Here is a 25,671-nt window from a genome sequence, read left to right on the forward strand (position 1 = left end):
TTCCCCTCTATTTATTAAGGGCTGCATCTCGCTCTTCTACTAAAAGCATAATTTCTTCTGGAGACAGATAATAGTTCTTTATTCTATCTACATACTTTTGGGTCAAGCCCGCTTTCTTTAAAATAAACTCTTTGGTGGCAAGAATATACGTTTCCATACCGTGGTTTACCGCATAAGAATCTGCACGGCGCTCTGCCTCACGTATATAATTTTTGGAGGTTATATATTTAAAACCAAAGCCTATTAAATTAAATCCACTTCGTTGTTGATAATCCATAACATGACCTAGCTCATGACCCAACCACCCGATCATAATTTCCGATGGAATATCTTTGGTAAAATAAACCGAATCGGCAATTTTTATTCTTTCACTGATCAATATTTTATAAGATCTATTTTTCTTCGACTTAAAGACACTCCAAAAAGAAGGTTGTGCCTGCATGGTAGACTTCTTTATATTCTTCTTGAACTTGAATTCTATAACAACATCGGTAAGCTCTGGGTAATGCGACAAGGCAATTTTTGCTTCATTGGTAATTTCTGGTGGTATTGTATGCTGTGCAGATGCAACCATAGGGAAACTGAATATAAATAAGATTAAAAGATTTAAATTTTTACTGAAATTGAATGTTATCATAATAACGGACTAAAGAATTTTGCAAGTCCTTCTAAAAACTTACTAAATGGCGACCTTTTCTTAAAGTCTTCCAAGTCTACTTTTGCATCTTCGGTACAGTGTTTTGTAAACAGTTCTTCTATGTGCGACGCCTTGTCTTTATCATACAGAATGGCATTGGTTTCAAAGTTGTGCTCAAAGCTTCTATAATCAAAATTGCCAGATCCTACAGATACAATTTCACTATCAATGATAATTACCTTACTATGCGAGAAATCTGGTCTTAAATAAATTTTGGCTCCTACTTCTAACAACGCTTCGAAAGTGGAGAACATACTGTATTGAGCAAGTAACGAATCTGAAATTTTAGGGGTTAACAAGGTAACCTCTACACCACTTAAGGCCGCAATTCTAATAGCTTCCAAAACCGGTTCGCCAGGTATAAAATATGGGTTGGCAATGCAAATGCTTTTTGTTGCTATATTGATCATGGCAAGATACTGCTGCATAATTGCGGGGTATCTTGAATCTGGTCCGCTTGAAATTATCTGTGCAACCGTTTCCCCGGCAGATTCTATTTTGGGGAAATATTTATCTTGAAGTAATAATTCTTCCTTTCCGGCAAAGTGATAGTCTTTTACGAATACACGCTGTAAGCTATTAACGGCAGGTCCTGTAATCTGTAAGTGTAAATCTTGCCAAATGCCTAAATCTGAATCGGGCTTCATGTATTTATCCGATACATTGAATCCGCCGGTAAAACCAATATTACCGTCAACAACGACTATTTTTCTGTGATTTCTATAATTAAGTGTAAACAAAAGATTTCCAAAGCGTATGGGCATAGTAGAATATGCCTTTACGCCGAGATCTTTAAAACGCTGAACTCTTTTTCCACGCATAGAATTGCTTCCAAAAGAATCATACAACATTCTAATTTCTACACCTTCTTTTACCTTTTTTTGAAATAGCTCATAAAACCTATCTAACAGCATACCATCTTCCAAAATATAATACTGGAGATGTATAAATTTTTTGGCGCCTTCAATGGCCTTGAATATGGCGTTAAAAGTTTCTTCTCCACTATTCAGTAAGGCGACACCATTACCTTTATAAGGGGCAAAATAGCTGTTCTTTCTTATTAGAGATGCTAATTTGTCTTGTTTGTAATCTTCAAATTCATGAACGCTTTGCTCACCGCCTTCGAGCTCTTTATAAGTTTCAGAGAACAGTTTTCTCTTTTCGTTTTGCTTTAATTTAAAAAGTTTAAACTTTCTTCTATTGATACCAAATAAATAGTATAATAACGGACCCAAAAATGGAAATATAATGACCGACAAAGACCAACTAATCATCTTAGTCGCCCTTGATCCATTGAAAATAATATTGACGATACTCCACAGCGTTACCGCTACATAAGCAAGCCAAAAAATAGTATTTACCACCTTGTTAATTGTTTATCAACAATATACTATAATTTGATCCGACCATACCCCCAAAATTTCTTTTAAGACACTTTTAGTTTTAAACGAGTTAATTACTAGCCCTGGTTGTGAGTACTTTTAAAAAAAAGTGATGGGAGTAATTGCTATGGATAAAAAACAGATAACCCTTTATTACAGTTCGGAAAACTCAATAGGTAAACAATTGAATGCTTATGTAGAGTCTTCTGGGAAAGATCATTTGACTATTGATATTTCAAAAACAAACGTTACCGGAACACAATGGGCAGAATTGGCCGAAGGACTTGGTAAAGACGTTTCGGATTTAGTAAATACCGATTTGCCCGATTTTAAGGAAACTTACGGTGAAAATTATGTTGATTTAGATAATGACGGTTGGTTGAAAATTCTGGATAAAAACCCAAGATTCCTTAAAAATGCCATTGTTATAAAAGGGGATAAATATATTGAACTTACAAGCGCTTCCGATTATAAGCAATACATGGATCCAGATAGTGCGGGTATTGAAAAACCTTATAAATAAATCGCTATACTAACAGATAGTGTCTACTTCTAGACATAGGGTTTTTACACGCTTATAATTATATCCCATTAATTTACACCTTATGTCCAAAATCTTTAAATGGTTTATTGTTGTCCTTATTTTCTGTGTTGGCGGCTACATGCTTGCCGAATGGAAAATGAAGAAAGAGGTCATCAGTTTTTTGGAGCGTAAAGTGCCTAATCATATTGACTTCTCGTACGATAAACTTACCATTAACCTGATCAAAGGAAATATCGCATTTTATGATGTTTCCGTAGTCAGTTTGGGCAGGCAAACATCTTCTTGTGAAATTAAGGTAAATGCCGATCAACTATCTATTAAAGGATTCAGTTATTGGCAAGTGCTTTTTGAAACCTCTATTTTCATTAAAACACTTACACTCTCTAAACCTCATCTTCATTTTAAAACCTGTCCAAAAGACTCTGAAAATGTAGTTGCCAATAAAAGCAACCCCATAAAATTATTGAAAGAGATATTTGTTGAAGAACTCATATTCGAATCTGGTATTGTTGAAATTTGGGATGCTGAAGAAGAGGTTGAGTTAATTTCTGTAGAATCTATAGGGCTGCATTTAAACGATGTGGCAACCGACCCCGAGATCATTACCAAATACGTTCCATTTACCTTTTCAAAATACAACATTGAATTTCACAATTTCATAGCCCCGTTGGGTAAGTATGAAAAACTTCAATTGAAATCTATGGTGATGAACAATTCAACCATTGATATTACCGACATCTCTCTAGCTACCATATTTTCCAAATCTGAATTAAGTGAAAAAATTACGTACGAAAGAGATCATGTTGATCTAAATGTTCCAGCAATTACGGTTGAAAACCATACCTATTTAGCCAGTAATGACTCCCTTCAAATTCATTTCAAAAATCTTAAACTTTCTGAGCCTAAATTAGAAATGTACCGAGACAAATCTCAATTAGAGGATTTTAGAAAGAAGCCACTTTATGGCGAATTACTGCAAAAATTACCTTTTAAAATTGCAATAGACTCCGTTTTAATCGAAAATGGAATAATTGTCTACGAAGAAGATATGCCCAATAATAGCAGAGCAGGTGCCCTACATTTTAATAATATGGATGCTTCTATCAGTAATTTATCAAATATGGTCACCATAAAAGACCCTGTTGATATAAAAATAGACGCCAATTTAATGGGTACGGGTAAATTTCATTTAGATTGGAAATTTGATGCGCATGATCCAAAAAATACATTTTTAATTTCCGGTCAATTATTAAACTTTGAAACCGAGAGTTTAAATGAGTTTTTAGTGCCCAACCTTAGAACACAAACTACTGGTACCATAGACCAGCTTTATTTTACCATTTCTGGAGATGAATACACCTCAACAGGTGACATTAAAATGAGCTACGAAGATTTTAAATTTCAAGTACTAAATAAAGAAAGAAATGGCGTTAAAAAAGTACTTTCATTTATAGGTAATTTGTTTGTAAATGATGGGTCTAAAGCAGATATTGAAGGATTTAGGTACGGAGACATGTCCGTTGAAAGGGTTAAACATAAATCTTTTTTCAATTATTTGTGGATCAACCTTCAGGACGGACTTTTAAGTGTACTTACTGGTAACGGTAAAAAAGACTAGGCTTAAACAAAAAAGCCAGATAGTTAAACTATCTGGCTTTCCTTTTCATAGCAATATTTTATTCTAGTTGTCGTCAGTAGCATCTTCTACCGCGTCTTCAACTTCGTCAGCTCCTTCTTCGATATCATCACCAACTTCATCAATTCCTTCTTCCATTTTCTCTCCTGCAGTTTTTTCCTCCCTGCAACTCATTGCTACACCAACTGTCATGATAGCAAATAATAACATTAATAGTGACTTCTTCATAATATAGATTTTAATAATTAGGTTAATATTTTTATTGTTAGGTATTGAAATTAGCTTGTTAACAATGTAGCATCTCATTACCGTCGACACAAAAATGACACTATAAACTCATACCGCTTGGTTGTAAAAAATTTAATCTTAACTCATCTCACCAATGCATGGTAATTATCTATTATTTAATACATTACTCAAATTTTCGTGTTAATCTAAAAATTTTTCAAGCCTTAATTTCTACTGTATATTGCCTTATCTTGTACTTATAATCCAATATAGTTATGGGCGAGAAAAAAGAATTTAAGGAATTGAACGTGGTTGATGTTGTAAAAGATATTGCCCACAGACTAGAAGTGGATTATAGGGAAGAAAACAATGAAATTTGTGTGGATATCCCTAAAGAAGCAGGTTCAGGTCATATAAAAGCCATTAGTTTTTCTCATGGCGTAGGTATTTTAGATGTGGATATAACCCTTAATAAAGAAGTAAGGTTCGTACTTAACCAATCATTGGTACAACCTTTAGAAATTGTATTCAATAGAGAAAAAAGTATTTGGCATGAATTTGAAGGACAAGAAAAAAAAACAGAAATAAAGCATTTAGAAAGTGCTATTTTCTCATGTAATAGTAAATATGGAAATGTTCTTACACTAAAAGCCAATCAACCAATTTGTTTTTTCAGTCTTGAAATAAATAGAAAACTGTTCGAAGAAAAAATAGAGTCGTTCTTACCAGAAATGAACGAAGACATAGAAAGTCTATTTAGAGACGTTAACGGTATCAACCTCTTTTTTCATAAAGCACATTATAGCTTGGATATTGCGAAATGTATTGATGAAATTAACGCAACCGAAGACGAAGGTTTTACTAAAAGTGTGTTCATAGAAGGAAAATGCTATGAAATATTGGCACATCACCTAAGACAATATGTAGATGATGCATCACCAAGTGAAAGCAGAACCATATTAAGACAGTCTACCGTAGTCAAAATAGAAGATGCGGCAAATATTATAGAGGAGACTCTAGACCAAGCGCCAGATGTTTCAACCCTTTCTAAAAAAGTAGGCCTAAATCAAAAGACACTACAAACCGGATTTCAAAGTTTATTTGGACTCTCGGTCAATGAATATTCACAAAACAAACGCATGGAAAAAGCCAGGCATTTAATGGAAAACACCGATTTGAACATTACTGAAATTACCTACAGAATAGGCATTAATTCTAGAAGTTACTTTTCTAAATTGTTCAAAGAACGCTATTCCATGTCTCCAAAACAGTATATGCAAAAGTTAGATGCCGCTAAAACTGTAAATGATAGTACTACAGTTTAAGCAAGCATAAATTTTCTCTTCTGGTTATATGAATTAATTGATTATTTAACATTTTAAGTGAATTAAAAGGTGCTCATTTGTGTTAATTAACATTTTAAAAGTGTTAATGTAATTCTCTTTTTTACAGTTCTTTTGCAGTATACAATAACCCTTGTATACCTATAGAACAATGAAAGCATTGATTATAAATAGTACTAAGTCACAAAATATCTTTGATCAGATACAAACCTGTTTACAGGGTGAATTTAAAGGTGGCCGGGAAGAAAAGATCATAACTTTCAATAACGATATTGGTAAAGGTTCTTTAAGAACCTTAAATTTTAATTGGGGAATTTCTCTAATTGATTGTGATATTTATTTAAATGAGGACGTAAAAATGGTATTCGATACCGATGAGCTATCACCCATCGAATTCATTTTTATATCTAAAGGATATTTTGAATATAGTGAAAATGCCAACAACACGTATAACAAGTTTGTGCAATTTCAAAATACCATTATCTCGCATAAAAGAAATACCAAAAAGACATTTCTTTTTCCAAAGAACGAGCATTTAAAAATCAATTTTATACGAATTGAGCGAAAAGAGTACCTACATAAAAAGAACAATAATATTTCTCAGTTAAACCAATTACTGGTTTCATTATTCAATGATAACGAAGGTAAAATTGCTTTTCAACATGGCGGCAGCTACAGTTTAAGAATTGCAGAGGAAATAAAATTGCTTAATAAGGTTGATATAGATAATGAGATGTTAAGGACCATGTATTTAGAAGGCAGGGTGTACCTTATTCTATCTCTACAACTATTAGAACACAAAAAATTCGAAGAAAACATGAACTTACCTGAAGCTATTTCTAAAGAAGATATTCTTAAAATTCATAAGTTGACCACATATATCATTGAAAACATCTCTGAGAATATATCTATTTCAGCCTTAAGCGAAGAATCTGGCCTAAGTCCGAAAAAACTACAATTAGGTTTTAAAATTTTATATTCTAAAACTGTAAATGAATATGTAAGATCCTTAAAGCTTGAAATTTCGAAGAATTATTTGAAAAATTCAGACCTTTCAGTTTCAGAAATAGTCTATGCCATTGGTATAAAAAGTAGAAGTTATTACTCCAAAATATTTTTTGAAGCCTACGACATACTGCCAACCGAGTATAGAAAGCATATTAAAAACAAAAACTCTTCTATACGTTAATTTTCAGGATACTCACATGAATTAAGCATACTATCGTACGATATGTCTTGGTTAAAAAGGCTCTTAGCTATTGGTCTTACAGTTAAATCTGTTTTATGAGGTGGCTGTAATAGTGCTTTTGCACGTTCTACCGGGGTATTGCCAGATAACCATTCATCTTTGTCCTCATAATCTATAATGCTTGGCATATAGTCAACCAAATTTTGATAGTTTATCACTTCATTTTCCAATGGTCCTGTCAATAACGAGCACGTTATAAAACCATCTTCTAAAATAGTATAGATACCTGCCAGGTAAATTAAATCGCCGTTTGTTCTACTAACATGGTAAGGGTAAATTTCACCATTTCTAAGTACCGATGTAAAGAAACCCGTTACCGGCACTATACATCGTCTGTTTAAGAAAGAATCATGATACCAAATATCCGTATCCATTTTATGAGTAGGTATGGTAAGGGTATTCGTCAGTTTCTGAAACAGCTCCCAATCATCATTAAAACTACTGGGCAATAGGCCCCAAATTGCCAAAGACACCGCATTTGGTTCATCCATGGTAACAATGGGTATTGAAACCTCGGTTAATCCACTGATAACGACTTGTGGGGTATATAGGTTGGGGTATTTGAACAAAGCATTTACATGCAGCTCTATCTCCTTCATTTTTGCTGTATTCGAAATTTTAAAATACATATCAATCTTTTGCTTTAGTTGTAAAGTTCCCTTAATTATTAGGCTTCTCTTATTGCAGAAACAAAAAAAGATAACGCATTAAAAAACAAGATTGTACAGCACATAAATACTTAAGACCACGACATAAAAAAAGAGGCTTTAAAAGCCTCTTTTAACAAGTTCAGATATTGCCTATTATCGAACGTCTTCTAATATTTTAATATTGGCTAGACCGTTTTGTATCGCATCTTTTTGGCTTCTTAAAATTGTGGCCGTAGTAGATGGTAGAGAAGTATCTGATAATACATCTTCGTAATCATCAATAGCAGCTTTTTCTCCTCTTATAGCCTCTTCTAACATTGATTCTGCATTGTCTAACGAGAATAATGCCTTAACATCCATCCAGGCTCTATGTGCTTTTCCGGTGAAACTATCACCTTTATCGACTTCTTGACCAAAAGACATGATCTCGGTCTTTAACTCATGTCCAAAATCGTAACGTTGTTTCGACTTAGACTCAAAATATGACTTTAATTGAGGATTATCCGTATTGTCTGCAGCCTTTTTAAAGCCTTTTTCAGCGTCATACGTTTTTTCCAATAACTCATTTAATTTATTTCCTACTTCTTCAGTATATGTACTCATTTTCTATAGTTTTAAATTATGCAATCCATTATTTAGAGATGTTGATTACAATTACATCTTATAAAATTTATTTCTGTTCTTAAAATCTTGCAACTTTCTTTTCAACTCGTTCAAATCTTTAGCTTGGTCTCGATCAGAATACATCAACATATGATCTACCTCTATATCGCAAAACTCATCTATTTGATTTTTGTCCATATCATCAGCAGCTCTTACATTTAAATATTCGTTTGCCACAAAACCTAAGTAACCCAGACCTACCATAATGGCAATAGCTAAAACTAAATCTATCATTGTGTTGTTTTCTTATCAAATATATACGTGATCATTGGTTCTTTTTGTCCTTAAAAAAAGTAGCATTGACTCCTTTCGATTGCGTTAACAATCAGGTGTTTAGAGTTAAAAATAAATATGCTATTTCTCACAATAATTTCAAATAATACAGAAATTGCAGTATCAAATTTTAGTTCTCGTGTTTGTGCCCCTGAAAAGGTAATTTCCATCACTTGTTCTCCTATACTTTTGAAGTGATGGAAATGCACAAACAATAATTAATGGTCATGATAAGAAAAGGTACTACAGTAAAATGGTCTTGGGGAAACGGTACGGCAGAAGGTACTGTTGAAGAAACGTATACCTCAAAAACCACTAAAACCATAAAAGGCAACGAAGTAACCAGAAATGGTAGCGATGACGACAAAGCGCTATATATTAAACAAGAAGACGGTGATTTTGTTCTAAAAAGTGAAAGTGAGGTTGAACGTGCAGATTAATTGAAAACCAATAATAAATTATACGCTATTTCTTTTTTGACAGGTCTAGTAAAGGATTAAAATCGGATATCAATTTGATCAATGCCTTCTCTGCCGCTGTTTGGTATTCTGATGATGACTTATTCTCCAAATCTTTAAAAACCTCACCTAATTCACCTTTTTCATACGAACTGACCACAAATGGGTGTACATAATATTTTTTGCAAACATTTCTAGTATTACCGAGTGCTTTGGCAGTAGCATCATAGGCTTTTATAATATTCTTTTTTAGTTGGTTTTCGTCTTTTGTCGGCTCATTCTCCATTAATGATTCAAAGAATATAATTGTGCCAGACCAAGTTCTAAAATCTTTTGCCGTATACAGGTCTCCGCTGATCTCTTGTAAATATTCATTGACCATACCACTATCGACATTTGTTTTAACCCCATCTTCATCGTAAAACTGAAAAAGGTTCCAGCCAGGTATTTCTTCGCACTGCAGTACCAACCTGCGTAATCGTCTATTATTTAGGGTAATGTTATGTTTCTTGCCCCGTTTGCCCGTAAACTCAAATTTCAATTTATTCTTACTTACTTTTAAATGCTTGTTTCTAAGGGTAGACAAACCATATGTTTTGTTTCTCTTAGCGTACTGTTGATTTCCAATACGAATATGTGTTTCTTCCATTAATCGCACAATAAGAGCCAGAACTTTATTTTTTTGCCATCCGTTTAACTCTAAATCCTTATCGACCTGCTTGCGAATATTAGGTAATGCCTGCCCAAAATGATGCATTCTTAAGAACTTGGTGCGGTTTCTAACCTTCAACCATAAATCATGATACCTATATTGAAGTCTGTGCTTTAGATCATAACCCACAGCCTGTAAATGTGCATTGGCTATGGATGCAATTTTTACTTCTTGCCAGGCTGGTGGAATCACCAATTGTTTAATTCTACTTAATTCAGATTTTTTACGAAGCGGTTTATTCTTAAGCAAGTACAAGAATTTATCCTTTTCCTTAATTCTTTGAATGGTCAATGCCTCTCTGTCTACATACTTTAAATGCATGTGTGCCGCTACATCGTGTGGCTCGCTAGCCAATAAGTCTGAATAATTCATTTTTTAGAATAGTGAAGTAATGACAATCAATTTTATGTTCATTCTTTTTAATATATTGTGAAACAAAAATAAACATAGCACTAATTAATAACGAGCCCAATAAAACTGTTTTGTAGCCTAAACCATTTGTACTAGGCAATATCTATATGTTGTGCTTCGCTCGATTGTGATAGCATTTTAGCGAAACGAGGTCTTTTTGAACCTATAAGTGATCTACCTTTCCAAAATATTTTTAGACTGTCGCTTATGAAAGGATCTCCCATGTTAATTTGTATACCAGATATTAGTGGCTTTACAGAATTTATGAGCGAAACAGATTTTGAGTTAAGTTCTAAAATTATTCCTGCCCTATTAAATCAGATTATTTACACCAATAAAATAGGATTAAAAGTTTCTGAAATTGAAGGTGATGCAGTGCTCTTTTTTAAAACCGGCAATATGCCATCATTACAAGAGCTCATTGAGCAATGCAGAACATTCTACACAGAATTCTATAAAGAACTCGACGCGCTTAGAGAAAAATATAAAAAGAATAAAGATGCCGCGTCTATACCTGAAATATTGGGACTCAAAATAATTCTACATTACGGTAAAGAAATAGCCCTTACCAAGGTTGGCAATAGCATAAAACTCTTTGGTGAAGACCTTATTATTGCCCATAAGCTTTTGAAAAATAAAGTAAGAATGAACGAGTATTTGCTTTTTACCGAAGGGTTAACCAACTATTACAAAGAGAATAATTTAGACGATCAGTTTGACTGGGGTTCGCTAAAACAAAACGCCACTGAATATGACCATGTTGGCAAAATAAATTACTCGTACATCAACCTTAAACCACTTGTAAAAGAATAGGTTACAGCCAACGTTAAAGTTCGTTAAAGCGTTCATCAATAAGTTTTCTGAGTTAAGTTTACCTAGCGAATAATGTTAAATTTGCAGTATAAACAATTAAACAAAATTTTATGAGCTACTTAGATATTAAGTCAAAAGATATTGAGCCAATTGTTGATGAATTGAACACGCTATTGGCAGATTATAATTTATACTATCAAAATTTAAGAGGGTATCACTGGAATGTTTCCGGTAAGAACTTTTTTGACCTTCATATTAAATTTGAAGAGCTATATACAGATGCTAGAATCAAAATAGATGAAATCGCTGAGCGTATCTTAACTTTAAGACACAACCCAACTAGCGAGTTTTCTAAATATTTTGAAATGTCTTCCATTAAAGAAACTCCTTCTCTAATTTCCGACACCAAAATGGTGAAAAACATTCTGGATCAACACGAAACGTTACTTAAACAAATGAGCAAAGTGGTTAAGGTAGCAGAAGCTGGTGGAGACGAAGGAACCATTGATATGATCGGTGGTTATATTGGCGAAATCGAAAAAGTAAGTTGGATGTTAGATGCCTGGACAAAGGAATAACATTTATATAACTCACAGATATAAAAAAGCACCTCATTTCCATGAGGTGCTTTTTTATTTTATTCAACTGCTTAAAAGTTAAATGCTATTTGACCACTTTACGTACTAAATAGAGCATTCCGAATTTTTTGGCAGCAGAGATTGCTGTAGAGACCCAATTATACGGACTCAAATCTTGCTTTACATCATTCTTTATGCCTTTTAGCTCTTCTAAAGCAATTTCACGCTCTAATTTTAAGCGTTTTAAATGAAACTCTACTTCCTCAAAATTTTTATACATATCCCTATTTAATTAAAGAATTTTACCGAAAGCTTTTTAACCAATAGATTATCGATTTTGCTTCTAAATAAATATGCTAAAATCAATAATACAACAAAGAAAGCACCGGCAATTAGACAAGCGCCCACCATGCTATCGATTATTTTAGCTATGTAAACAACACCGGCAACCGTAATAAATACAAGTGCCATAAAACCAAGACCACCGAATACCGCTGTCTTTAACAGCATACCAGTGGTCATCGTTAACTGTTGAAACACTTTTAGCCTGTAGTACTCTTGGGTTTTTTTATAATAAACCTCTCCTACATCAATAGCCTTGTTAGACGTTTCGTTAAGTGAATCAATTACTCCCATTTATACTGTTTTCTGCAGTTTCTTATTTTTTGTTTTCAACTCTGCTAATTTCTTCTCCAAGGTTGAAATTACATCCTCGGTTTTGTAGCTAATATCAGAAACCAACGATTCTACTCTTGTATCCAATGTTTCTCTTTCGTCAGACATTTTAGATACTACTCTGTTTTTTAGATCTACTGCACTTTCAGTAAAATTATCTCTGGTCGATGCTGCTTGATCTGCAATTAATTTTCTTGTATTCTCACCTTTATCCGGTGCATAAAGAATCCCTAAGGCTGCACCAATGGCAGAACCCGCAATAATTGCTAATAATGTATTTCCACTATTGTTCATATTTCAAATTTTAGATTAAACGTTTTTATTATTAGATGATAATAGTTTTACCATCATCTTCTACAAAGTTCTCTAATAACTAAACAATTACTTAACTCAAAACCTTATAATATTGACCTTAACAATAGCTAACTTAAAGGGTTAAGAATAATGTGATACGAATTAACATGCCCATTGGGTTAGACCTAAATTTGCAATTATGAAAGATTATCAATCAACGAATCCGTACAACGGTGAAATTCTAGAGAACTACACATTAGACTCTTCATCCGCTATACATACCAAATTACAAAAGGCATTAAAAATTGAGGCTTCATGGTCCACTATGGAAATTGAAGAGAGGTGCCAGCTATTGACCAAGGTAGCAGAGTTGCTTATTGAACGTAAGGAAGAATATGCAACACTAATGACAAAAGAAATGGGTAAGCCTATATCACAAGGTATTGCCGAAATTGAAAAATGTGCCTGGGTATGCGATTTTTACGCTTTGAACGCTGAAGATTTATTGGCAGATGAAATTATTGATACAGATGCCGATGAAAGTTTTATTAGCCACGACCCCTTAGGATGTGTTTTGGCGGTTATGCCTTGGAACTACCCTTTTTGGCAAGTACTTAGATTTGCAGCACCTACCTTAACTGCCGGTAATACCGCAATATTAAAACATGCAAAAAATGTAACCGGTTGTTCGATGGCTATTGAACAATTGTTTTTAGATGCAGGATATCCTGAAGGATGCTTTCAAAGCATAAAAGCAGGTCACGAAGAAATTGAAAAGCTAATTACCGATGACGGTATTAAAGCGGTAACCCTAACCGGAAGTGAAAAAGCAGGAAGATCAATTGCAGCTACCGCGGGGTCGAACCTTAAAAAATCGGTTTTGGAACTTGGCGGCAACAATGCATGTATTGTTTGGGAAGATGCCGATTTAGATCAGTTTATCTCGACCATGGCTACTGCCCGTATGCAAAATACAGGTCAAAGCTGTATTGCTGCAAAGAGATTTATTGTTTGCGCCGATATATATGATGCATTTTTAGAAAAATTTACCAATCAAGTAACCTCCTTTAAAGTAGGTGACCCTATGAAAGAAGACACTTTTATAGGTGTCATGGCACGAGAAGATTTAGCGGAAGAACTACAAAAACAAGTACAAGATTCCATAGACCTAGGTGCAAAAGTTATTCTGGGCAATGAGAGAAATGGCGCCTATTATTCCCCTACCATTCTAACGAATGTTACCGAAGACATGCCTGTCTTTAAAGAGGAGACATTTGGTCCTGTAGCAGCAATAATAAAAGCCGAAAATAGAGAAGAAGCTATAAAAGTAGCCACCAATTCTAGATTCGGACTCGGTAGTATGCTTTTTACCCAAGATATAGATAATGCCATGAACATGATATCGGATATACCAGATGGAGCATTCTTTATCAACGACATGGTGAAATCTGACCCAAGATTACCGTTTGGGGGAACCAAAGCATCAGGCTATGGTAGAGAACTTTCTAGAGAGGGCATATTAGAATTCGTAAACAAAAAAACAGTATACATTAAAAAATAAATAACATGAAACAGAATACACAGGAAACAAAATTTGTAAAGGAACCCGAAGAAGAAACAAGGGAATTCATTATTCAGAAAAACAAAAAAACAAAATTAGGTATCACTATCCTTATTGCATTTTTGGTAATTCTGATCATCGGTATCATAGTATCAAACGTGTTCTTTACCAATTAATAAGCGGGTTACTCGCCAAGTATTAACTTAAACTATTATATGACCCACCCACTCTGCCAACAATGGGCAAACTTCTTTTCAGCAAGGTCCCTTAGCGTTCTAATTACTTTGTTGTTCATTTCCTCTTGTGCCACACATAAGGAACAAAGTATCGTAAATAGTGATAATAGCATCGCTAACGATGAGATAACCCATACCTTCTACATAGCCGGTGGTCTAGGCAATGCATCATCAGTTCCAAACAATGCACTTTTACAGCGCTTTAAAAAAGAACTTGATCGTGCCACGGATAACAGTACATTAGTTTTTACAGGTGACAATATATCTCCCGATACCGAAAATTGGTTGGTTGACAGCCTCTTTATACAGCAACACCTAGATCTTTCTTCGAATTTTAAAGGGGAAACTATTTTTTTGCCCGGTAATAATGAGTGGAAAAGTTATCAGTTAGATAAAATTGAAAAAGTAGAGAATTCCCTTAAAAAGGTTGAAAGACCAAATACTGCAGTGCTTCCTAACAATGGTTGCCCCATTGAACACAGAGTAATCAACGACGATCTTGATCTTATTCTAATTGACTCGAAATGGTTTGTATCCAACTGGTCTAGAGTCGAAGATATCAATAGAAAATGCTCTGATATTATTACTCGTAGACGGTTTATGGAAGAGCTTGAAGGCTACATTGGTGACGGTCAAGGAAAGAACATTGTTATTGCCATGCATCATCCGGTTTTTACCAATGGTACTTATGCCGGTAAAACTACCATTAAAGACCACACTGTACTGCCGTTGGTAGGCACCATTAAAAATGCCGTGATGGATCTAGGTGCTTTTAATCCTGAGCATGTAAATTCAAGAAGATATAACTATCTGCGTATTGCGGTTAGTGCTTTGGCACAGGCTAATGACAGAATTACATTGATTTCCGGTCATGAAGAAAGTCTTCAATTATTAGAGGGTGGTGGTATTCATCAAATAGTAAGTGGTTCCCTTGGAAAAAAAACGGCCGCAAAATTAACTTCCGGTAGAATTACCGCAATTGGTGGTTCCATTGATTATCATGGGGAGTATGTTTATGGAGAGCGTGGCTTCGCGAGGTTAGACTATTTTAAGGATGGCAGCTCTAAGGTGACTTTTGTTTCCGAGAACGACCTTTCCAATAGTAAAACCTTTGATGTACTTGAGAAAAAAAAAGCTAAAAAAGAGTTTGATCAATTTACGGTGAACAGTAAGGAAATTGAACAAACCAACATTTTAGAAGACCCAAAAGATTACAATAAAAGCGGATTTTATAAATTTTTGTGGGGTGAGCGCTACCGCAAATACTACGGTCAACCCGTCGATGCTCCCATAGTACAGTTAGATACCCTATATGGTGGTCTTTCGGTAGTAAAAGAAGGTGGTGGGCATCAATCTTTCTCTTTGCGACTAGAAGATGAAAATGGTAAGCAATATGCCATGCGATCGTTAAAGAAAAGTGCGCTAAAATTCTTAAAATTTAAACTGCCGGGTATTTCATACAACACGCAAGATTATCAAGATACTTGGGCAGAAAAAGCAATTTCAGATTTCTTTACTACCGCTCATCCTTACATGCAATTAGTCATTAATCCCTTGGCTAGATCGGTAGATATAAACCATTCTGACACCGATCTGTTTTATGTTCCAAAGCAAGACAGTTTAAAGCAATACAATGAAAATTATGGTGATGAATTATATTATATAGAACGAAGACCGTCTGAAGAACAAGCGCATTATAAAGGATACCGAAGAACTATCAACCAAACATCGGGCGAGGTTACAGATTATGAGAGTACTACCGATATGCTTGAAAAAATAAAGAGCGATGAATCTTATTGGGTAGATGAAAGAAGCTTTATAAGAGCCCGTATTTTTGATATGTTGATCGGCGATTGGGACCGTCACCAAGATCAGTGGAGATGGATTGAGTATGAGAGTCCCGATGGTGAAAAAGAATTTATGCCCGTACCAAGAGATCGGGATAATGCCTTCCCTAGATTTGACGGCAAAGTTATTCCGTTTGTACAATGGTTTGTTCCTGGTACTAGAAACTGGGAATCTTATGATGAGGATGTAGACAATGTTAAATGGTTCAACCTATCGGGTAGAGGGTTAGATAGAACTTTGACCACTGCCTACGGGCCAGATGTATGGGTAGAGGAAGCCAAAGCAATTCAAAAAGGGATGACCGCAGAAGTCATAGAAAATGCCTTCAAACGATTACCCCTTGCAGTACAAGACGAAACCGCTGAATATATTAAAGAGAGTTTAAAACAACGTTTGGTATCATTACCGGAAACCGCTAAAGATTATGCAACCTACCTCAATAAAATTGTTGCGGTCATAGGCACAGAAAAAGATGATATTTTCACTATGACCCGTTTAAAAAACGGAGATACAAAAGTGGAGGTAAAACGTATTTTTACAGATAAAAAGAACGAACTCATTTATTCAAGAACATTCAATGACAGCCTAACAAAAGAGGTATGGATATACGGATTGGGAGATGATGATAAATTTGTCGTTGATGGTGAAGAAAGCCCCAAAACCAAATTAAGGATTATTGGCGGATATGGTGATGATACCTATGCTATAAACAATAAGAAAAAAGTAAAGCTTTATGACTGGGAGCATGAGAAGATCGTTATCGATGATCTTAAACCAAAAACCCTATTAACGGATAATTATAAGACCAATACCTTTCATTTTAGATATTTTGAGCCCAATACGAATGTTCTCGTGCCATCGGTAGGCTTTAGAACAGATGATGGTTTTTTCTTAGGAGCTTCTAATACATATACTCAAAAAGGCATTGATGGCAATTCCTTTAGACAGCAACATAAAATCAGTGCCAACTATTATTTTAAATTCAAGGCAGCCGAGCTTTCTTACTCCGGTATTTACGGTAGTGTTTTTCCTGGGTGGAATTTTGAAACCGATGCGTACTTCGCCAATGATAGGTACGTAAAAAATTTCTTTGGCTTTGGTAATGAAACTATAAACAATGAAGATGCCCTGGATCGAGATTATTACAGGGGCAGAATAAGAATGTTTAAGGCTAGTGCCGGTTTAGCGTACTATAGCCTGCGTATAAAAGGTCTGTTCGAGTCGTTTAAAGTTGACGATAACCTTGATCGTTTATTCAATAGCAGTAATTTGGATGAAGAAATTTTTGAGACCCAAAATTATGGGGGAGTAGAGTTGACCGGGGAATATGATCGTGATGATGCCGGAGATTTTCCTTCTAAGGCTATTTACTTCGGATTTTCGGCAGGCTATAAAATGAACATAAACAATAATGCCAATAAATTTGGATATGCTTCTTTAAAAGTCGGATTTGACCATAAATTAGAACACACGGGAAGCCTTGTGTATAGTACAACGGCAGAATACAAAGGGCTGTTTGACTACAACGATGTCTATTTTTACCATACACCTTCAATTGGTGGCGGTAATGGCTTAAGGGGGTTTAGGGATGAACGTTTTACCGGAAAGTCCTATTTCTACCAATCTTCTGATCTAAAACTTAAGCTTAAACGTTACGTAACCGCTGTGTCTCCCGTAACCATTGGTATGTACGGTGGGTTCGATTATGGTAGGGTATGGATGCCCAGTGAAAATTCTAACGTTTGGCACACTTCCCAAGGTGGTGGTTTCTGGATCAGCAGTTTAAAAGCGCTATCATTTAATATTGGATATTTCAATTCTAAGGAAAGTAACCTTATTCAAGTGGGTTTCGGACTATCTATTTAACATAAGCGGATAATTTTTGTACTTTTCAAACCTATTACCTATTCAATAAACTCATGTCTACCATAGTCAACAAAGCCGAAGTATTTGCCACTGATCTATTAACCGGCAATATTGACCCAAGATTTTTATATCATAATCTTAGGCATACCCAGCGTGTTGTAGAAAGTACGAAAGAGTTGATCGAAGGTGAAAACATTTCAGATAAAGAAAGCGAATTACTTATAGTTGCCGCTTGGTTTCATGACCTGGGCTATACAAAATCATACAATGATCATGAAGAGCATAGCTGCCATTTAGCAAAAGACTTTTTAAAAGAGCAGCACCTGCCTAGTTCTTTTTCAGAGAATGTATGCCAACTCATAATGGCCACCAAAAGAAACTATGAGCCAGAGAATGAATTGGAGAAAATTATACGCGATGCAGATTCATCGCATTTTCATATTAAAAACTTCATAGCCACCACAGAGCTATTGCGAGAAGAGCTCTCGCTTATAGGTAAGCAAAGTAACTCCTCTGCAGATTGGCGTGAAGAAAATATTCAATTATTACGCACCAAACATCGCTTTTATACAGATTACGCCATTCAAAACTGGCAAAAGGGAAAAGACAAAAATATTAAGAGGCTCATAAAGGCAAGAAAGAAGCATAAAGAGCTGGTTAAAAAAGAAAGTTTAAAAGCTAAATTTAAAGGAGAATTACCAGATAGAGGTATACAAACATTGTACAGGGTAACCCTTCAAAATCATTTAAAATTAAGTGATATTGCCGATACCAAAGCCAATATTCTACTTTCTGTAAATGCCATAATCATATCTATGGCTCTTGCTAATCTAGTTCCTAAACTGGACAACCCAACCAACGATTATTTATTTTACCCGACATTTTTGTTCATCATATTCAGTGTAGTTTCTATGGTAATGTCAATTATTGCCACAAAGCCCAATGTAACTACCGGGCAGTTTACAGAAGAAGAAGTTACCACTAAAAAAGTCAATTTATTGTTCTTTGGTAATTTTCATAAAATGAAGCTAGAACAGTATAACTGGGCAATGAAAGAACTTATAAAAGACAAGGATTACATTTATAGTTCTTTAACGAAAGACTTATATTTTCTAGGAGTAGTTTTAGAAAGAAAGTATAGAATTCTAAGGTGGACCTATACCATTTTTATGACAGGTATGATTATCTCGGTAATCGTATTTGGTATTGCATTAAAATTCTACGGACCGGAAAGGGTGCTTGAGCTTCCCGTAATGCAACCATAGCAGAATTTGGCAAGGTTGAATAAGGTAATTACTCAATATAAAACTATATATCGAATGCCATAAAAAGTACACAAAGTAATATACCTATAACGGCAACGACAATAGTGAACTTTAGTGCTTTGGCCAATACTGGTTCTTTTCGGTTTTCATTTACGTTTACCCTGGTCATGAGTGTTGGTTTATTTAGTACTGCCACAAAATTATGGAAAGACATTTTTAAGTTTTAACTCCAAAAACCATTTTATTGTCTCCTTTAATATACACTAACTTATTGACAATAGGGTAAATACAAGGTTAACATTACTATCCCAATTGTATCATAGTTTCTTTGAATTTAGATTTAGGGGCAGAACAGACCGGGCACTCATAATGTTCATCTATATCTTGAAATTTTGTTCCGGCAGCAATGTGTAAATCTTCATCACCATAAGACTCATCGTAAACCGTAAAACAATCTTGACATTGAAATAGTCGTTGTTTCGTCTCCACTACTTCAATATTATTTGCTTTTTCAATATCCTCTACGCGACCTAATTGATCAAAATACATTTTACTCAACTCCATCAACAGTCCTGGCAGCTCTATTTTATCAATATCTTGAGCGTAGGTAATATACTTTTGGCTATTGGGGTCAAAATGTTCAAAGTGTAGTACGTTGTAGGTAGGGCGAACTTCAAATTCTTTCACAATGGTGGGCAAACTATTTTTTTCAATAATCACCGAGGCAAAGTGAGAACGCTTACCCACTTCATTGCTAATACCAAAAGTAAGACCATAGGTGCTTATATCATTTTGATCGAAACTACGCACCAAATATTTTTTTAGCTCCAGAGCTTCTCCATCATCAATGGGTACATGCCAGTTCATCTCTAACTGCGAGTGCCTAACATTAATTCCTCTTTTGCCCAAAAATCTTTCCAGCTCTGGCCTACTAGATTTTTTTATGCCTTTTACAACAAATGATTTCCAAGGTGTTATACAGATTTTACCAATACTGTTATCTAGGCAAAAACCACAAAACTCCTTAAGAAATGACAGGTCATATTTATTGTTTCTCCAATAAAGCCCCAACCAATATAGATCTGACCCTAAACGGTTCATGCCTTCGTAATAGGGGAAAGTTTGAAAAGGAACCTTTAATTCCTTCTCCATGGTCTTATTGTTCGTTTCTAAATTCTTGTTCATGATAAAGAACAGTTCATCAATATCTGAAATGTCTTCATGTATTTCCTCTATCTGTTTTGATATGGAATTTATATCCCAACTATAAATAAGAACTGGATAAAATGCAGATGATTTCCAGTGTGGTAGTTTTATATTTAAATACCAATAATCTTCTTGATCTGAGGCTATAAAGTTAAGATTGCCACTAAAAATGGGCACTAAGCGCTGTTTTGGATCGGTAACATTGATTTTTAACTTTGGTAAAAAATCAAAGCCTTCTAAAATATATAAATACGTAGAACCTTTTAACCAATGTGTCATGTCAAAAATATCGGCTGATACATATGAGCTTACTATATTCTGATAAGATCTATTGGCAATAATATCGGTATTGAATTTTGATATGCTTTCCAGCTGTTCTTCTTTAGCATCTTTCAGCGGAAACAAAATATCTTGCCTCGAACCAAAATTTACACTTTTAAGTCCGGCAGACTCCAACATGGCAATTATATCTTTCAATTCCCCAGGCGAGGTCACACCGCCTTTTATCAATATTCTATGAAGATCATCGTTCATATCTATTATTTTTAATTTGCCAATACCAGCTGGTTCTTTAATAACTCCTTAATTTCTGGCTTACAACTACCACAGCCTAAACCTGCACCCGTTTCTGAGCATAGTTTGTTGAAATCTGAACATCCTGCTTTAATGGTATCAACCACATTACCTTCTCCTACTTGACTGCAGGAACATATCAATTTCCCTTTCATAGGTACAGAAGTGGTAGCGCCCCTAAGTAATTCGTTTCGTTTTTCAGAGAGTTCTATTTCTTCCTCTATCAACCTTTTAAACTCTGCAAATTCATTTTTATCGCCCAACAGAATAGCCCCTTTAAGGGTGTCGTCCTTTACAATACATTTTTTATAAAATCGTTTACTAACATCCATTAAAATGATTTCTTCATAAGACGAATCTCCTAATGGCGAGTTGACCATACCTATACTGCACAGATCCAAGTTCTCGAACTTTAGAATATTCATTAATACCGAACCATTGTAGATGCTACTAAAGTCACCTAGAATAAAGTTAGCGGCAATATCAGCTTGTTGCTCTGCTGCCGATGTAATTCCGAAAAGCGAATTTTTATACTCGGCTATTTCGCCAAATGCAAAGATTGATGGGTCGCTACTTTGTAAGTATGAATTAACAACGACACCTCTACGGGTATGCACCCCGGTCTGTTTTGCCAATTCTATATTAGGTCTGGTACCTATGGCATACACAATGGCATTACACTGAATGGTTCTGCCCGTTTTTAGGTTTACCAAAAGACTATGTTTCTGTTCCTTATCTTCAAAAACGGTACTTACCTCATTATCAAAATATAAGTTTATGCCACGTTCCATAACATCTTCTGCCAATAACCTACTGGCAACGCTATCTAACTGACGCTCCATTAAACGTGGTGCCCGCTGTATAATACTGATGTTGATGTTAATCTTTTTCAATGCCGCGGCAAGCTCCAACCCTAAAAGTCCGCCACCTACAATGACTACGTTCTGGTCTTTTGCCTTGAGTCCGGTTTCCGCTAAATATTTTCTGAGTTTATCGGCATCTCCCCTTTCACGCATGGTAAACCTGCCAGGTAATTTTATTTGTACATCGCTAGGTATAAATGCCCTACTACCCGTTGCCATAATTAGCAAATCGTAACTATGCCTAATTCCTTTAGCATCTACAACCGTTTTATCATCGGCATTAATATTGTCGATACAAATACCCGAGTGTAAGGTTACATCTAACTTTTGCAACTCTCCTTCTTTCAATTTCTCCAAAGCTTCCCATAAAAGTTCATCACTAACATATTCAGGTAGCAAAACCCTATTATAAAACGGATCCTTTTCCTTTGAAAACACATGAAGTTCATCTACGGTATTCTTTTCCCTATATGATTGTATAAAGCGATACGCCGCGGCACCTGCCCCAACGACAACAACTTTCTGTTTCTCTTTAACATACTTGGTGACCTCAACGGCACAGTATTTAAAATCAGGTTCTTTAGATACGGGGTCAACCAAATCATTGGTGAGGTTATTTGCCCTACCAAAATCATTGTTCAATACTTTGCCCCAATGCATTGGCAAGAATACGACCGACTCCCTAATATCGTAATTGAGCTGAACTTTCACCTGTACTTGACCACGTCTACTTTTGACCACCGCGATATCGCCATCTTTTATTTTCCTTAAATAGGCATCTACAGCATTCATTTCTAAATAAGGCTGTGGAATATGGGTCAACAATCTTTTTACTTTACCGGTCTTGGTGCGGGTATGCCACTGATCGCGAACCCTACCAGAATTTAATATTAACGGATATTCGTTATCTGTTTCCTCCGATTTGTTATAAAGTGTAGCAGGGACGTTAAAATGTGCCTTTTTATCATTGGTGAAAAACTTACGGTCTGTAAATAGCCTAGGCGTACCTTTATGAGTTTTATGTGGTACGGGCCATTGAAAACTACCTTCATTCTTCAATCGATCATACGACAAACCCGAAATATCTATTTCAGTGCCTTTAGTCAAAAGGCAATGTTCATCATAGACCTCGCTACTATTTGCATAATCAAAACCTGTATAATCCATTGCCTGTGCAAAGCGCCAAATAATTTCTGCATCTGGCAATGCCTCGCCGGGGGCGTCTATAACTTTTGGTAAATAACTAATTCTTCTTTCAGAATTGGTCATTGTACCTTCTTTCTCTAGCCAACCCGCTGCAGGTAATAGTAAATCTGCAAATTTTGTGGTCTCCGAATTATGGGAAATATCTTGTACCACTACAAATTTTGCCTTTTTTAAGGCTCTTTCAACCTTATTTACATTAGGCATACTAACTGCCGGATTGGTACAGATTATCCAAATTGCCTTTAATTTTCCTTCATCAAGGGCATCGAACATTTCTGTTGCCGTGTACCCTGGTTCTGCCTGTATTTCTCCGCCTCCCCAAAAATCTGATACTTCTTTTCTATGCTTGGGATTGCCTAAGTTTTTATGGGCTGCCAATAAACTTGCCATGCCACCTACTTCTCTACCACCCATGGCATTTGGTTGCCCCGTCAATGAAAAAGGACCTGAACCAGGTTTTCCTATTTGACCGGTTAATAGGGAAAGATTCAATAACGATACATTTTTAGCAACACCGATAACACTTTGATTGAGCCCCATGGTCCACATGCTTATGAACTTTTTGGCATTACCAATATACTCTGCTGCTTTGCGAATATCGGCAACGGGAATACCGCATTTTTTAGCCGCTTCTTTAAGAGATAAGCTATAAGCCATTTCTTTACAAGCTTCAAAATTGGCAGTGTGCTTTTTTATAAAGGCGGTATCTATTTTTCTTTTTTCTATTAACCTTCTTGCTATGGCATTAAAGAGAATAACATCTGTACCCGGTAGGATCTGCAAATGTAAATCTGCCCCGGCACAAGTCTGTGTTTTACGTGGGTCTACTACAATTATCTTTACATTAGGATTCTCTTCTTTATGTTTTTCCAATCTTCTATACAAGATAGGATGGCACCATGCTGGGTTGGCCCCTGCAATTAAAAAACAATCTGCCAGCTCTATATCATCGTATGAAATGGGAACGGAGTCTTCACCCAATGTTTTTTTATAACCCACTACGGCAGAACTCATGCATAATCTAGAGTTGGTATCTATATTATTTGTACCAATAAATCCTTTGGTTAGCTTGTTTATCAAATAGTATTCTTCGGTTAGGCATTGCCCAGAAACATAAAAACCTACGCTATCGGGACCATGTTTTGCTATGATACTTTTAAACACTGCAGCGGCGCGTTCAAAAGCGGTATCCCATGAAACCCGTTGTAAGGGATGGTTACGGCTCCATTTCATTTCTGGGTATAAAATTCTATCTGAAGTATCTTGAGCTACGTAATTTAAATTACGTCCTTTTGAACATAGCATGCCCTTGTTGGATGGATAATCTGGATTACCATCTACGGTAATAGTTCCTTTTGCATCTACATCTACCAATATACCACAGCCTACACCGCAATAAGAACATATGGTTTTATGAGTTTTGTTGCTATTCATTTTATCAATGATAAAGAATGGGTTAGAAGTACACTGCAAATTATAAAAAGTACGTATAAATACGTACTTTTTTATGATAAATGTTTTGCCTAAAAACTAGTGATTCTAAATTAATAAGGACAAATACTGAGAATAAATCAAAGAATAGCAAACTACGGCACATACTTGTTAAAACAAGCTGCTTGCTTTAATTAGTGAAAATGGATAAATGTATCTCAGTATTAAGCTTATCCCAATCAGCTCATAAAGCTGAATACAAGTTTGATTAAATAAGGTTATACTTCTGCGACTTTTTAGAAAGGTCTATTAGGTTCTTTACGTCCATCTTACGCATTAGATTAAATCGATGCGTTTCTATGGTTCGCTTACTGTTTTGAAGCTTTTCTGAAATCTGTTGATTGGTTAAACCAGATAGCACCAATTCTAAAACCTTTAATTCTTTATTGGTAAGATCAAATACATTTTCACCTGTCTTTTTAGGTGTGTCCTCTTTTACTACCTCTTTTTTGGCACCCAATAGGTTATTTACAAGAACATTGCTTATATCTCCACTAAAGTATTTACCACCTTCCCTAACGGTGTGTATTGCCTTTATAAATTCTGATTTATCGGTATCCTTTAACAAATATCCATTGGCACCAGAGCTAATAGATTTTAAGATATACTCTTCAGAATCATGCATGGAAAGTATAATGGTCTTTACCGGCGATTTACTTTTGGTGAGTTCTGCCACGGCATCAATACCGTTCATAACGGGCATTCTAATATCGATAATCAAAATGTCTGGGTCAACTTCTGCAACCAAATCAATAGCCTCCTTGCCATTTGATGCTTCCCCTATCACTTCTAGATCAGACTCGGTTTCCAATAAAGAACGTATACCGTCCCTTACCAAAGCGTGATCATCTGCCAATACTATTCTTGTTGTTTCACTCAAAATATAGGTAATTATACGTACGACGCTAAATTACATATAATTTTAAAAAAATACGGCCTATACATAATGT

General features: G+C 35.4%; 25 protein-coding genes. 11 read left to right on the forward strand and 14 right to left on the reverse strand.

Annotated features, from left to right (window positions below; translation table 11 throughout):
* Positions 1 to 7: 7 nt before the first annotated feature.
* A complete protein-coding gene (locus DCS95_RS14505) occupies positions 8 to 637 on the reverse strand; it encodes a hypothetical protein (protein WP_425269161.1) in 630 nt (209 codons plus the stop codon).
* Complete coding sequence (gene cls, locus DCS95_RS14510; protein ID WP_116771497.1) at positions 634 to 2,061, reverse strand: cardiolipin synthase; 1,428 nt, start codon at positions 2,059 to 2,061, stop codon at positions 634 to 636. Before cls ends, DCS95_RS14505 begins: the two co-directional genes overlap by 4 nt.
* A gap of 130 nt (positions 2,062 to 2,191) precedes the next feature.
* On the opposite strand from cls, the gene DCS95_RS14515 reads away from it, so the two are divergent.
* Together DCS95_RS14515 and DCS95_RS14520 are read left to right on the forward strand one after the other, a co-directional pair.
* Positions 2,192 to 2,602, forward strand: a complete 411-nt coding sequence (locus DCS95_RS14515) for an arsenate reductase family protein (RefSeq protein ID WP_116771498.1) — start codon at positions 2,192 to 2,194, stop codon at positions 2,600 to 2,602.
* A gap of 82 nt (positions 2,603 to 2,684) precedes the next feature.
* The gene (locus DCS95_RS14520) at positions 2,685 to 4,241 is read left to right on the forward strand and encodes a hypothetical protein (protein WP_116771499.1); all 1,557 of its coding nucleotides are present in this window, start codon (positions 2,685 to 2,687) and stop codon (positions 4,239 to 4,241) included.
* Positions 4,242 to 4,304: 63 nt separating this feature from the next.
* Here the strand turns inward: DCS95_RS14520 and DCS95_RS14525 are convergent, their stop codons facing one another.
* Positions 4,305 to 4,487: a hypothetical protein gene (locus DCS95_RS14525; protein ID WP_116771730.1), complete on the reverse strand. Its 183-nt coding sequence runs from the start codon at positions 4,485 to 4,487 to the stop codon at positions 4,305 to 4,307.
* Between the two features lie 275 nt (positions 4,488 to 4,762).
* Here DCS95_RS14525 and DCS95_RS14530 point away from each other — a divergent pair, with 275 nt between their 5' ends.
* Positions 4,763 to 5,812, forward strand: a complete 1,050-nt coding sequence (locus DCS95_RS14530; RefSeq protein WP_116771500.1) for a helix-turn-helix domain-containing protein — start codon at positions 4,763 to 4,765, stop codon at positions 5,810 to 5,812.
* Positions 5,813 to 5,981: 169 nt separating this feature from the next.
* Entirely contained in the window at positions 5,982 to 7,019 is a 1,038-nt protein-coding gene (locus DCS95_RS14535; RefSeq protein WP_244178463.1) for a helix-turn-helix domain-containing protein, read from the forward strand.
* Here the strand turns inward: DCS95_RS14535 and DCS95_RS14540 are convergent.
* The 3 genes from DCS95_RS14540 to DCS95_RS14550 form a co-directional block, all read right to left on the reverse strand.
* Entirely contained in the window at positions 7,016 to 7,708 is a 693-nt protein-coding gene (locus DCS95_RS14540; RefSeq protein WP_116771501.1) for an SOS response-associated peptidase, read from the reverse strand. The genes DCS95_RS14535 and DCS95_RS14540 overlap by 4 nt on opposite strands.
* Positions 7,709 to 7,882: 174 nt before the next feature.
* Complete coding sequence (locus tag DCS95_RS14545) at positions 7,883 to 8,332, reverse strand: ferritin-like domain-containing protein (RefSeq protein WP_116771502.1); 450 nt, start codon at positions 8,330 to 8,332, stop codon at positions 7,883 to 7,885.
* A gap of 51 nt (positions 8,333 to 8,383) precedes the next feature.
* Complete coding sequence (locus tag DCS95_RS14550; protein ID WP_116771503.1) at positions 8,384 to 8,626, reverse strand: hypothetical protein; 243 nt, start codon at positions 8,624 to 8,626, stop codon at positions 8,384 to 8,386.
* Positions 8,627 to 8,892: 266 nt separating this feature from the next.
* On the opposite strand from DCS95_RS14550, the gene DCS95_RS14555 reads away from it, so the two are divergent.
* Positions 8,893 to 9,105 (forward strand): hypervirulence associated TUDOR domain-containing protein, encoded by a 213-nt coding sequence (locus DCS95_RS14555; RefSeq protein WP_116771504.1) that lies wholly within the window; start codon positions 8,893 to 8,895, stop codon positions 9,103 to 9,105.
* Between the two features lie 25 nt (positions 9,106 to 9,130).
* Here DCS95_RS14555 and DCS95_RS14560 read toward each other — a convergent pair whose 3' ends face one another.
* Complete coding sequence (locus DCS95_RS14560) at positions 9,131 to 10,207, reverse strand: DNA topoisomerase IB (RefSeq protein ID WP_116771505.1); 1,077 nt, start codon at positions 10,205 to 10,207, stop codon at positions 9,131 to 9,133.
* Between the two features lie 246 nt (positions 10,208 to 10,453).
* Here DCS95_RS14560 and DCS95_RS14565 point away from each other — a divergent pair, with 246 nt between their 5' ends.
* Together DCS95_RS14565 and DCS95_RS14570 are read left to right on the forward strand one after the other, a co-directional pair.
* Positions 10,454 to 11,059: a DUF2652 domain-containing protein gene (locus tag DCS95_RS14565; protein ID WP_116771506.1), complete on the forward strand. Its 606-nt coding sequence runs from the start codon at positions 10,454 to 10,456 to the stop codon at positions 11,057 to 11,059.
* Between the two features lie 110 nt (positions 11,060 to 11,169).
* Positions 11,170 to 11,637, forward strand: a complete 468-nt coding sequence (locus tag DCS95_RS14570; protein WP_116771507.1) for a Dps family protein — start codon at positions 11,170 to 11,172, stop codon at positions 11,635 to 11,637.
* An 85-nt stretch (positions 11,638 to 11,722) separates the two neighbouring features.
* Here DCS95_RS14570 and DCS95_RS14575 read toward each other — a convergent pair whose 3' ends face one another.
* Genes DCS95_RS14575 through DCS95_RS14585 form a run of 3 tightly spaced genes read right to left on the reverse strand, consistent with a single transcriptional unit; the run spans position 11,723 to position 12,606 of the window.
* Positions 11,723 to 11,917, reverse strand: a complete 195-nt coding sequence (locus tag DCS95_RS14575; RefSeq protein ID WP_036150676.1) for a hypothetical protein — start codon at positions 11,915 to 11,917, stop codon at positions 11,723 to 11,725.
* An 8-nt stretch (positions 11,918 to 11,925) separates the two neighbouring features.
* Positions 11,926 to 12,273, reverse strand: a complete 348-nt coding sequence (locus DCS95_RS14580) for a hypothetical protein (RefSeq protein ID WP_116771508.1) — start codon at positions 12,271 to 12,273, stop codon at positions 11,926 to 11,928.
* The gene (locus DCS95_RS14585) at positions 12,274 to 12,606 is read right to left on the reverse strand and encodes a YtxH domain-containing protein (protein WP_116771509.1); all 333 of its coding nucleotides are present in this window, start codon (positions 12,604 to 12,606) and stop codon (positions 12,274 to 12,276) included.
* A gap of 199 nt (positions 12,607 to 12,805) precedes the next feature.
* Between DCS95_RS14585 and DCS95_RS14590 the strand changes: the two genes are divergently transcribed.
* Genes DCS95_RS14590 through DCS95_RS14600 form a run of 4 tightly spaced genes read left to right on the forward strand, consistent with a single transcriptional unit; the run spans position 12,806 to position 19,382 of the window.
* Positions 12,806 to 14,167 (forward strand): NAD-dependent succinate-semialdehyde dehydrogenase, encoded by a 1,362-nt coding sequence (locus DCS95_RS14590; protein WP_116771510.1) that lies wholly within the window; start codon positions 12,806 to 12,808, stop codon positions 14,165 to 14,167.
* Positions 14,168 to 14,172: 5 nt separating this feature from the next.
* A complete protein-coding gene (locus tag DCS95_RS20275) occupies positions 14,173 to 14,343 on the forward strand; it encodes a hypothetical protein (RefSeq protein WP_159302522.1) in 171 nt (56 codons plus the stop codon).
* 39 nt (positions 14,344 to 14,382) lie between these two features.
* Complete coding sequence (locus tag DCS95_RS14595; protein WP_116771511.1) at positions 14,383 to 18,117, forward strand: BamA/TamA family outer membrane protein; 3,735 nt, start codon at positions 14,383 to 14,385, stop codon at positions 18,115 to 18,117.
* A 53-nt stretch (positions 18,118 to 18,170) separates the two neighbouring features.
* Complete coding sequence (locus tag DCS95_RS14600; RefSeq protein ID WP_116771512.1) at positions 18,171 to 19,382, forward strand: Pycsar system effector family protein; 1,212 nt, start codon at positions 18,171 to 18,173, stop codon at positions 19,380 to 19,382.
* A gap of 43 nt (positions 19,383 to 19,425) precedes the next feature.
* On the opposite strand, the gene DCS95_RS20620 is transcribed toward DCS95_RS14600, so the two are convergent.
* The 4 genes from DCS95_RS20620 to DCS95_RS14615 all read right to left on the reverse strand — a co-directional run bounded on the left by DCS95_RS20620 (position 19,426) and on the right by DCS95_RS14615 (position 25,601).
* The gene (locus DCS95_RS20620) at positions 19,426 to 19,551 is read right to left on the reverse strand and encodes a hypothetical protein (RefSeq protein WP_262885555.1); all 126 of its coding nucleotides are present in this window, start codon (positions 19,549 to 19,551) and stop codon (positions 19,426 to 19,428) included.
* 134 nt (positions 19,552 to 19,685) lie between these two features.
* On the reverse strand, positions 19,686 to 21,122 hold the full coding sequence (locus tag DCS95_RS14605; RefSeq protein ID WP_116771513.1) for a rubredoxin: 1,437 nt from the start codon (positions 21,120 to 21,122) through the stop codon (positions 19,686 to 19,688).
* An 11-nt stretch (positions 21,123 to 21,133) separates the two neighbouring features.
* On the reverse strand, positions 21,134 to 24,664 hold the full coding sequence (locus DCS95_RS14610) for a nitrate reductase (protein WP_116771514.1): 3,531 nt from the start codon (positions 24,662 to 24,664) through the stop codon (positions 21,134 to 21,136).
* A gap of 265 nt (positions 24,665 to 24,929) precedes the next feature.
* Positions 24,930 to 25,601 (reverse strand): response regulator transcription factor, encoded by a 672-nt coding sequence (locus DCS95_RS14615; RefSeq protein WP_116771515.1) that lies wholly within the window; start codon positions 25,599 to 25,601, stop codon positions 24,930 to 24,932.
* Positions 25,602 to 25,671 lie beyond the last annotated feature (70 nt).

This window comes from Maribacter litoralis, assembly GCF_003075045.1.
GTDB classification, from domain to species: Bacteria; Bacteroidota; Bacteroidia; order Flavobacteriales; family Flavobacteriaceae; genus Maribacter; species Maribacter litoralis.

Bases quoted from the DNA above. Each gene is read 5' to 3' on its own strand.
- DCS95_RS14585 (WP_116771509.1), bottom strand. From the start codon at position 12,606: ATGAACAATAGTGGAAATACATTATTAGCAATTATTGCGGGTTCTGCC.
- DCS95_RS14610 (WP_116771514.1), bottom strand. From the start codon at position 24,664: ATGAATAGCAACAAAACTCATAAAACCATATGTTCTTATTGCGGTGTA.
- DCS95_RS14515 (WP_116771498.1), top strand. From the start codon at position 2,192: ATGGGAGTAATTGCTATGGATAAAAAACAGATAACCCTTTATTACAGT.
- DCS95_RS14605 (WP_116771513.1), bottom strand. From the start codon at position 21,122: ATGAACGATGATCTTCATAGAATATTGATAAAAGGCGGTGTGACCTCG.
- DCS95_RS14530 (WP_116771500.1), top strand. From the start codon at position 4,763: ATGGGCGAGAAAAAAGAATTTAAGGAATTGAACGTGGTTGATGTTGTA.
- DCS95_RS14525 (WP_116771730.1), bottom strand. From the start codon at position 4,487: ATGAAGAAGTCACTATTAATGTTATTATTTGCTATCATGACAGTTGGT.
- DCS95_RS14535 (WP_244178463.1), top strand. From the start codon at position 5,982: ATGAAAGCATTGATTATAAATAGTACTAAGTCACAAAATATCTTTGAT.
- DCS95_RS14555 (WP_116771504.1), top strand. From the start codon at position 8,893: ATGATAAGAAAAGGTACTACAGTAAAATGGTCTTGGGGAAACGGTACG.
- DCS95_RS14580 (WP_116771508.1), bottom strand. From the start codon at position 12,273: ATGGGAGTAATTGATTCACTTAACGAAACGTCTAACAAGGCTATTGAT.
- DCS95_RS14590 (WP_116771510.1), top strand. From the start codon at position 12,806: ATGAAAGATTATCAATCAACGAATCCGTACAACGGTGAAATTCTAGAG.
- DCS95_RS14570 (WP_116771507.1), top strand. From the start codon at position 11,170: ATGAGCTACTTAGATATTAAGTCAAAAGATATTGAGCCAATTGTTGAT.
- DCS95_RS14565 (WP_116771506.1), top strand. From the start codon at position 10,454: ATGAAAGGATCTCCCATGTTAATTTGTATACCAGATATTAGTGGCTTT.
- DCS95_RS14520 (WP_116771499.1), top strand. From the start codon at position 2,685: ATGTCCAAAATCTTTAAATGGTTTATTGTTGTCCTTATTTTCTGTGTT.
- DCS95_RS14575 (WP_036150676.1), bottom strand. From the start codon at position 11,917: ATGTATAAAAATTTTGAGGAAGTAGAGTTTCATTTAAAACGCTTAAAA.
- DCS95_RS14600 (WP_116771512.1), top strand. From the start codon at position 18,171: ATGTCTACCATAGTCAACAAAGCCGAAGTATTTGCCACTGATCTATTA.
- DCS95_RS14560 (WP_116771505.1), bottom strand. From the start codon at position 10,207: ATGAATTATTCAGACTTATTGGCTAGCGAGCCACACGATGTAGCGGCA.
- DCS95_RS20275 (WP_159302522.1), top strand. From the start codon at position 14,173: ATGAAACAGAATACACAGGAAACAAAATTTGTAAAGGAACCCGAAGAA.
- DCS95_RS20620 (WP_262885555.1), bottom strand. From the start codon at position 19,551: ATGACCAGGGTAAACGTAAATGAAAACCGAAAAGAACCAGTATTGGCC.
- DCS95_RS14505 (WP_425269161.1), bottom strand. From the start codon at position 637: ATGATAACATTCAATTTCAGTAAAAATTTAAATCTTTTAATCTTATTT.
- DCS95_RS14545 (WP_116771502.1), bottom strand. From the start codon at position 8,332: ATGAGTACATATACTGAAGAAGTAGGAAATAAATTAAATGAGTTATTG.
- DCS95_RS14540 (WP_116771501.1), bottom strand. From the start codon at position 7,708: ATGTATTTTAAAATTTCGAATACAGCAAAAATGAAGGAGATAGAGCTG.
- DCS95_RS14595 (WP_116771511.1), top strand. From the start codon at position 14,383: ATGACCCACCCACTCTGCCAACAATGGGCAAACTTCTTTTCAGCAAGG.
- DCS95_RS14550 (WP_116771503.1), bottom strand. From the start codon at position 8,626: ATGATAGATTTAGTTTTAGCTATTGCCATTATGGTAGGTCTGGGTTAC.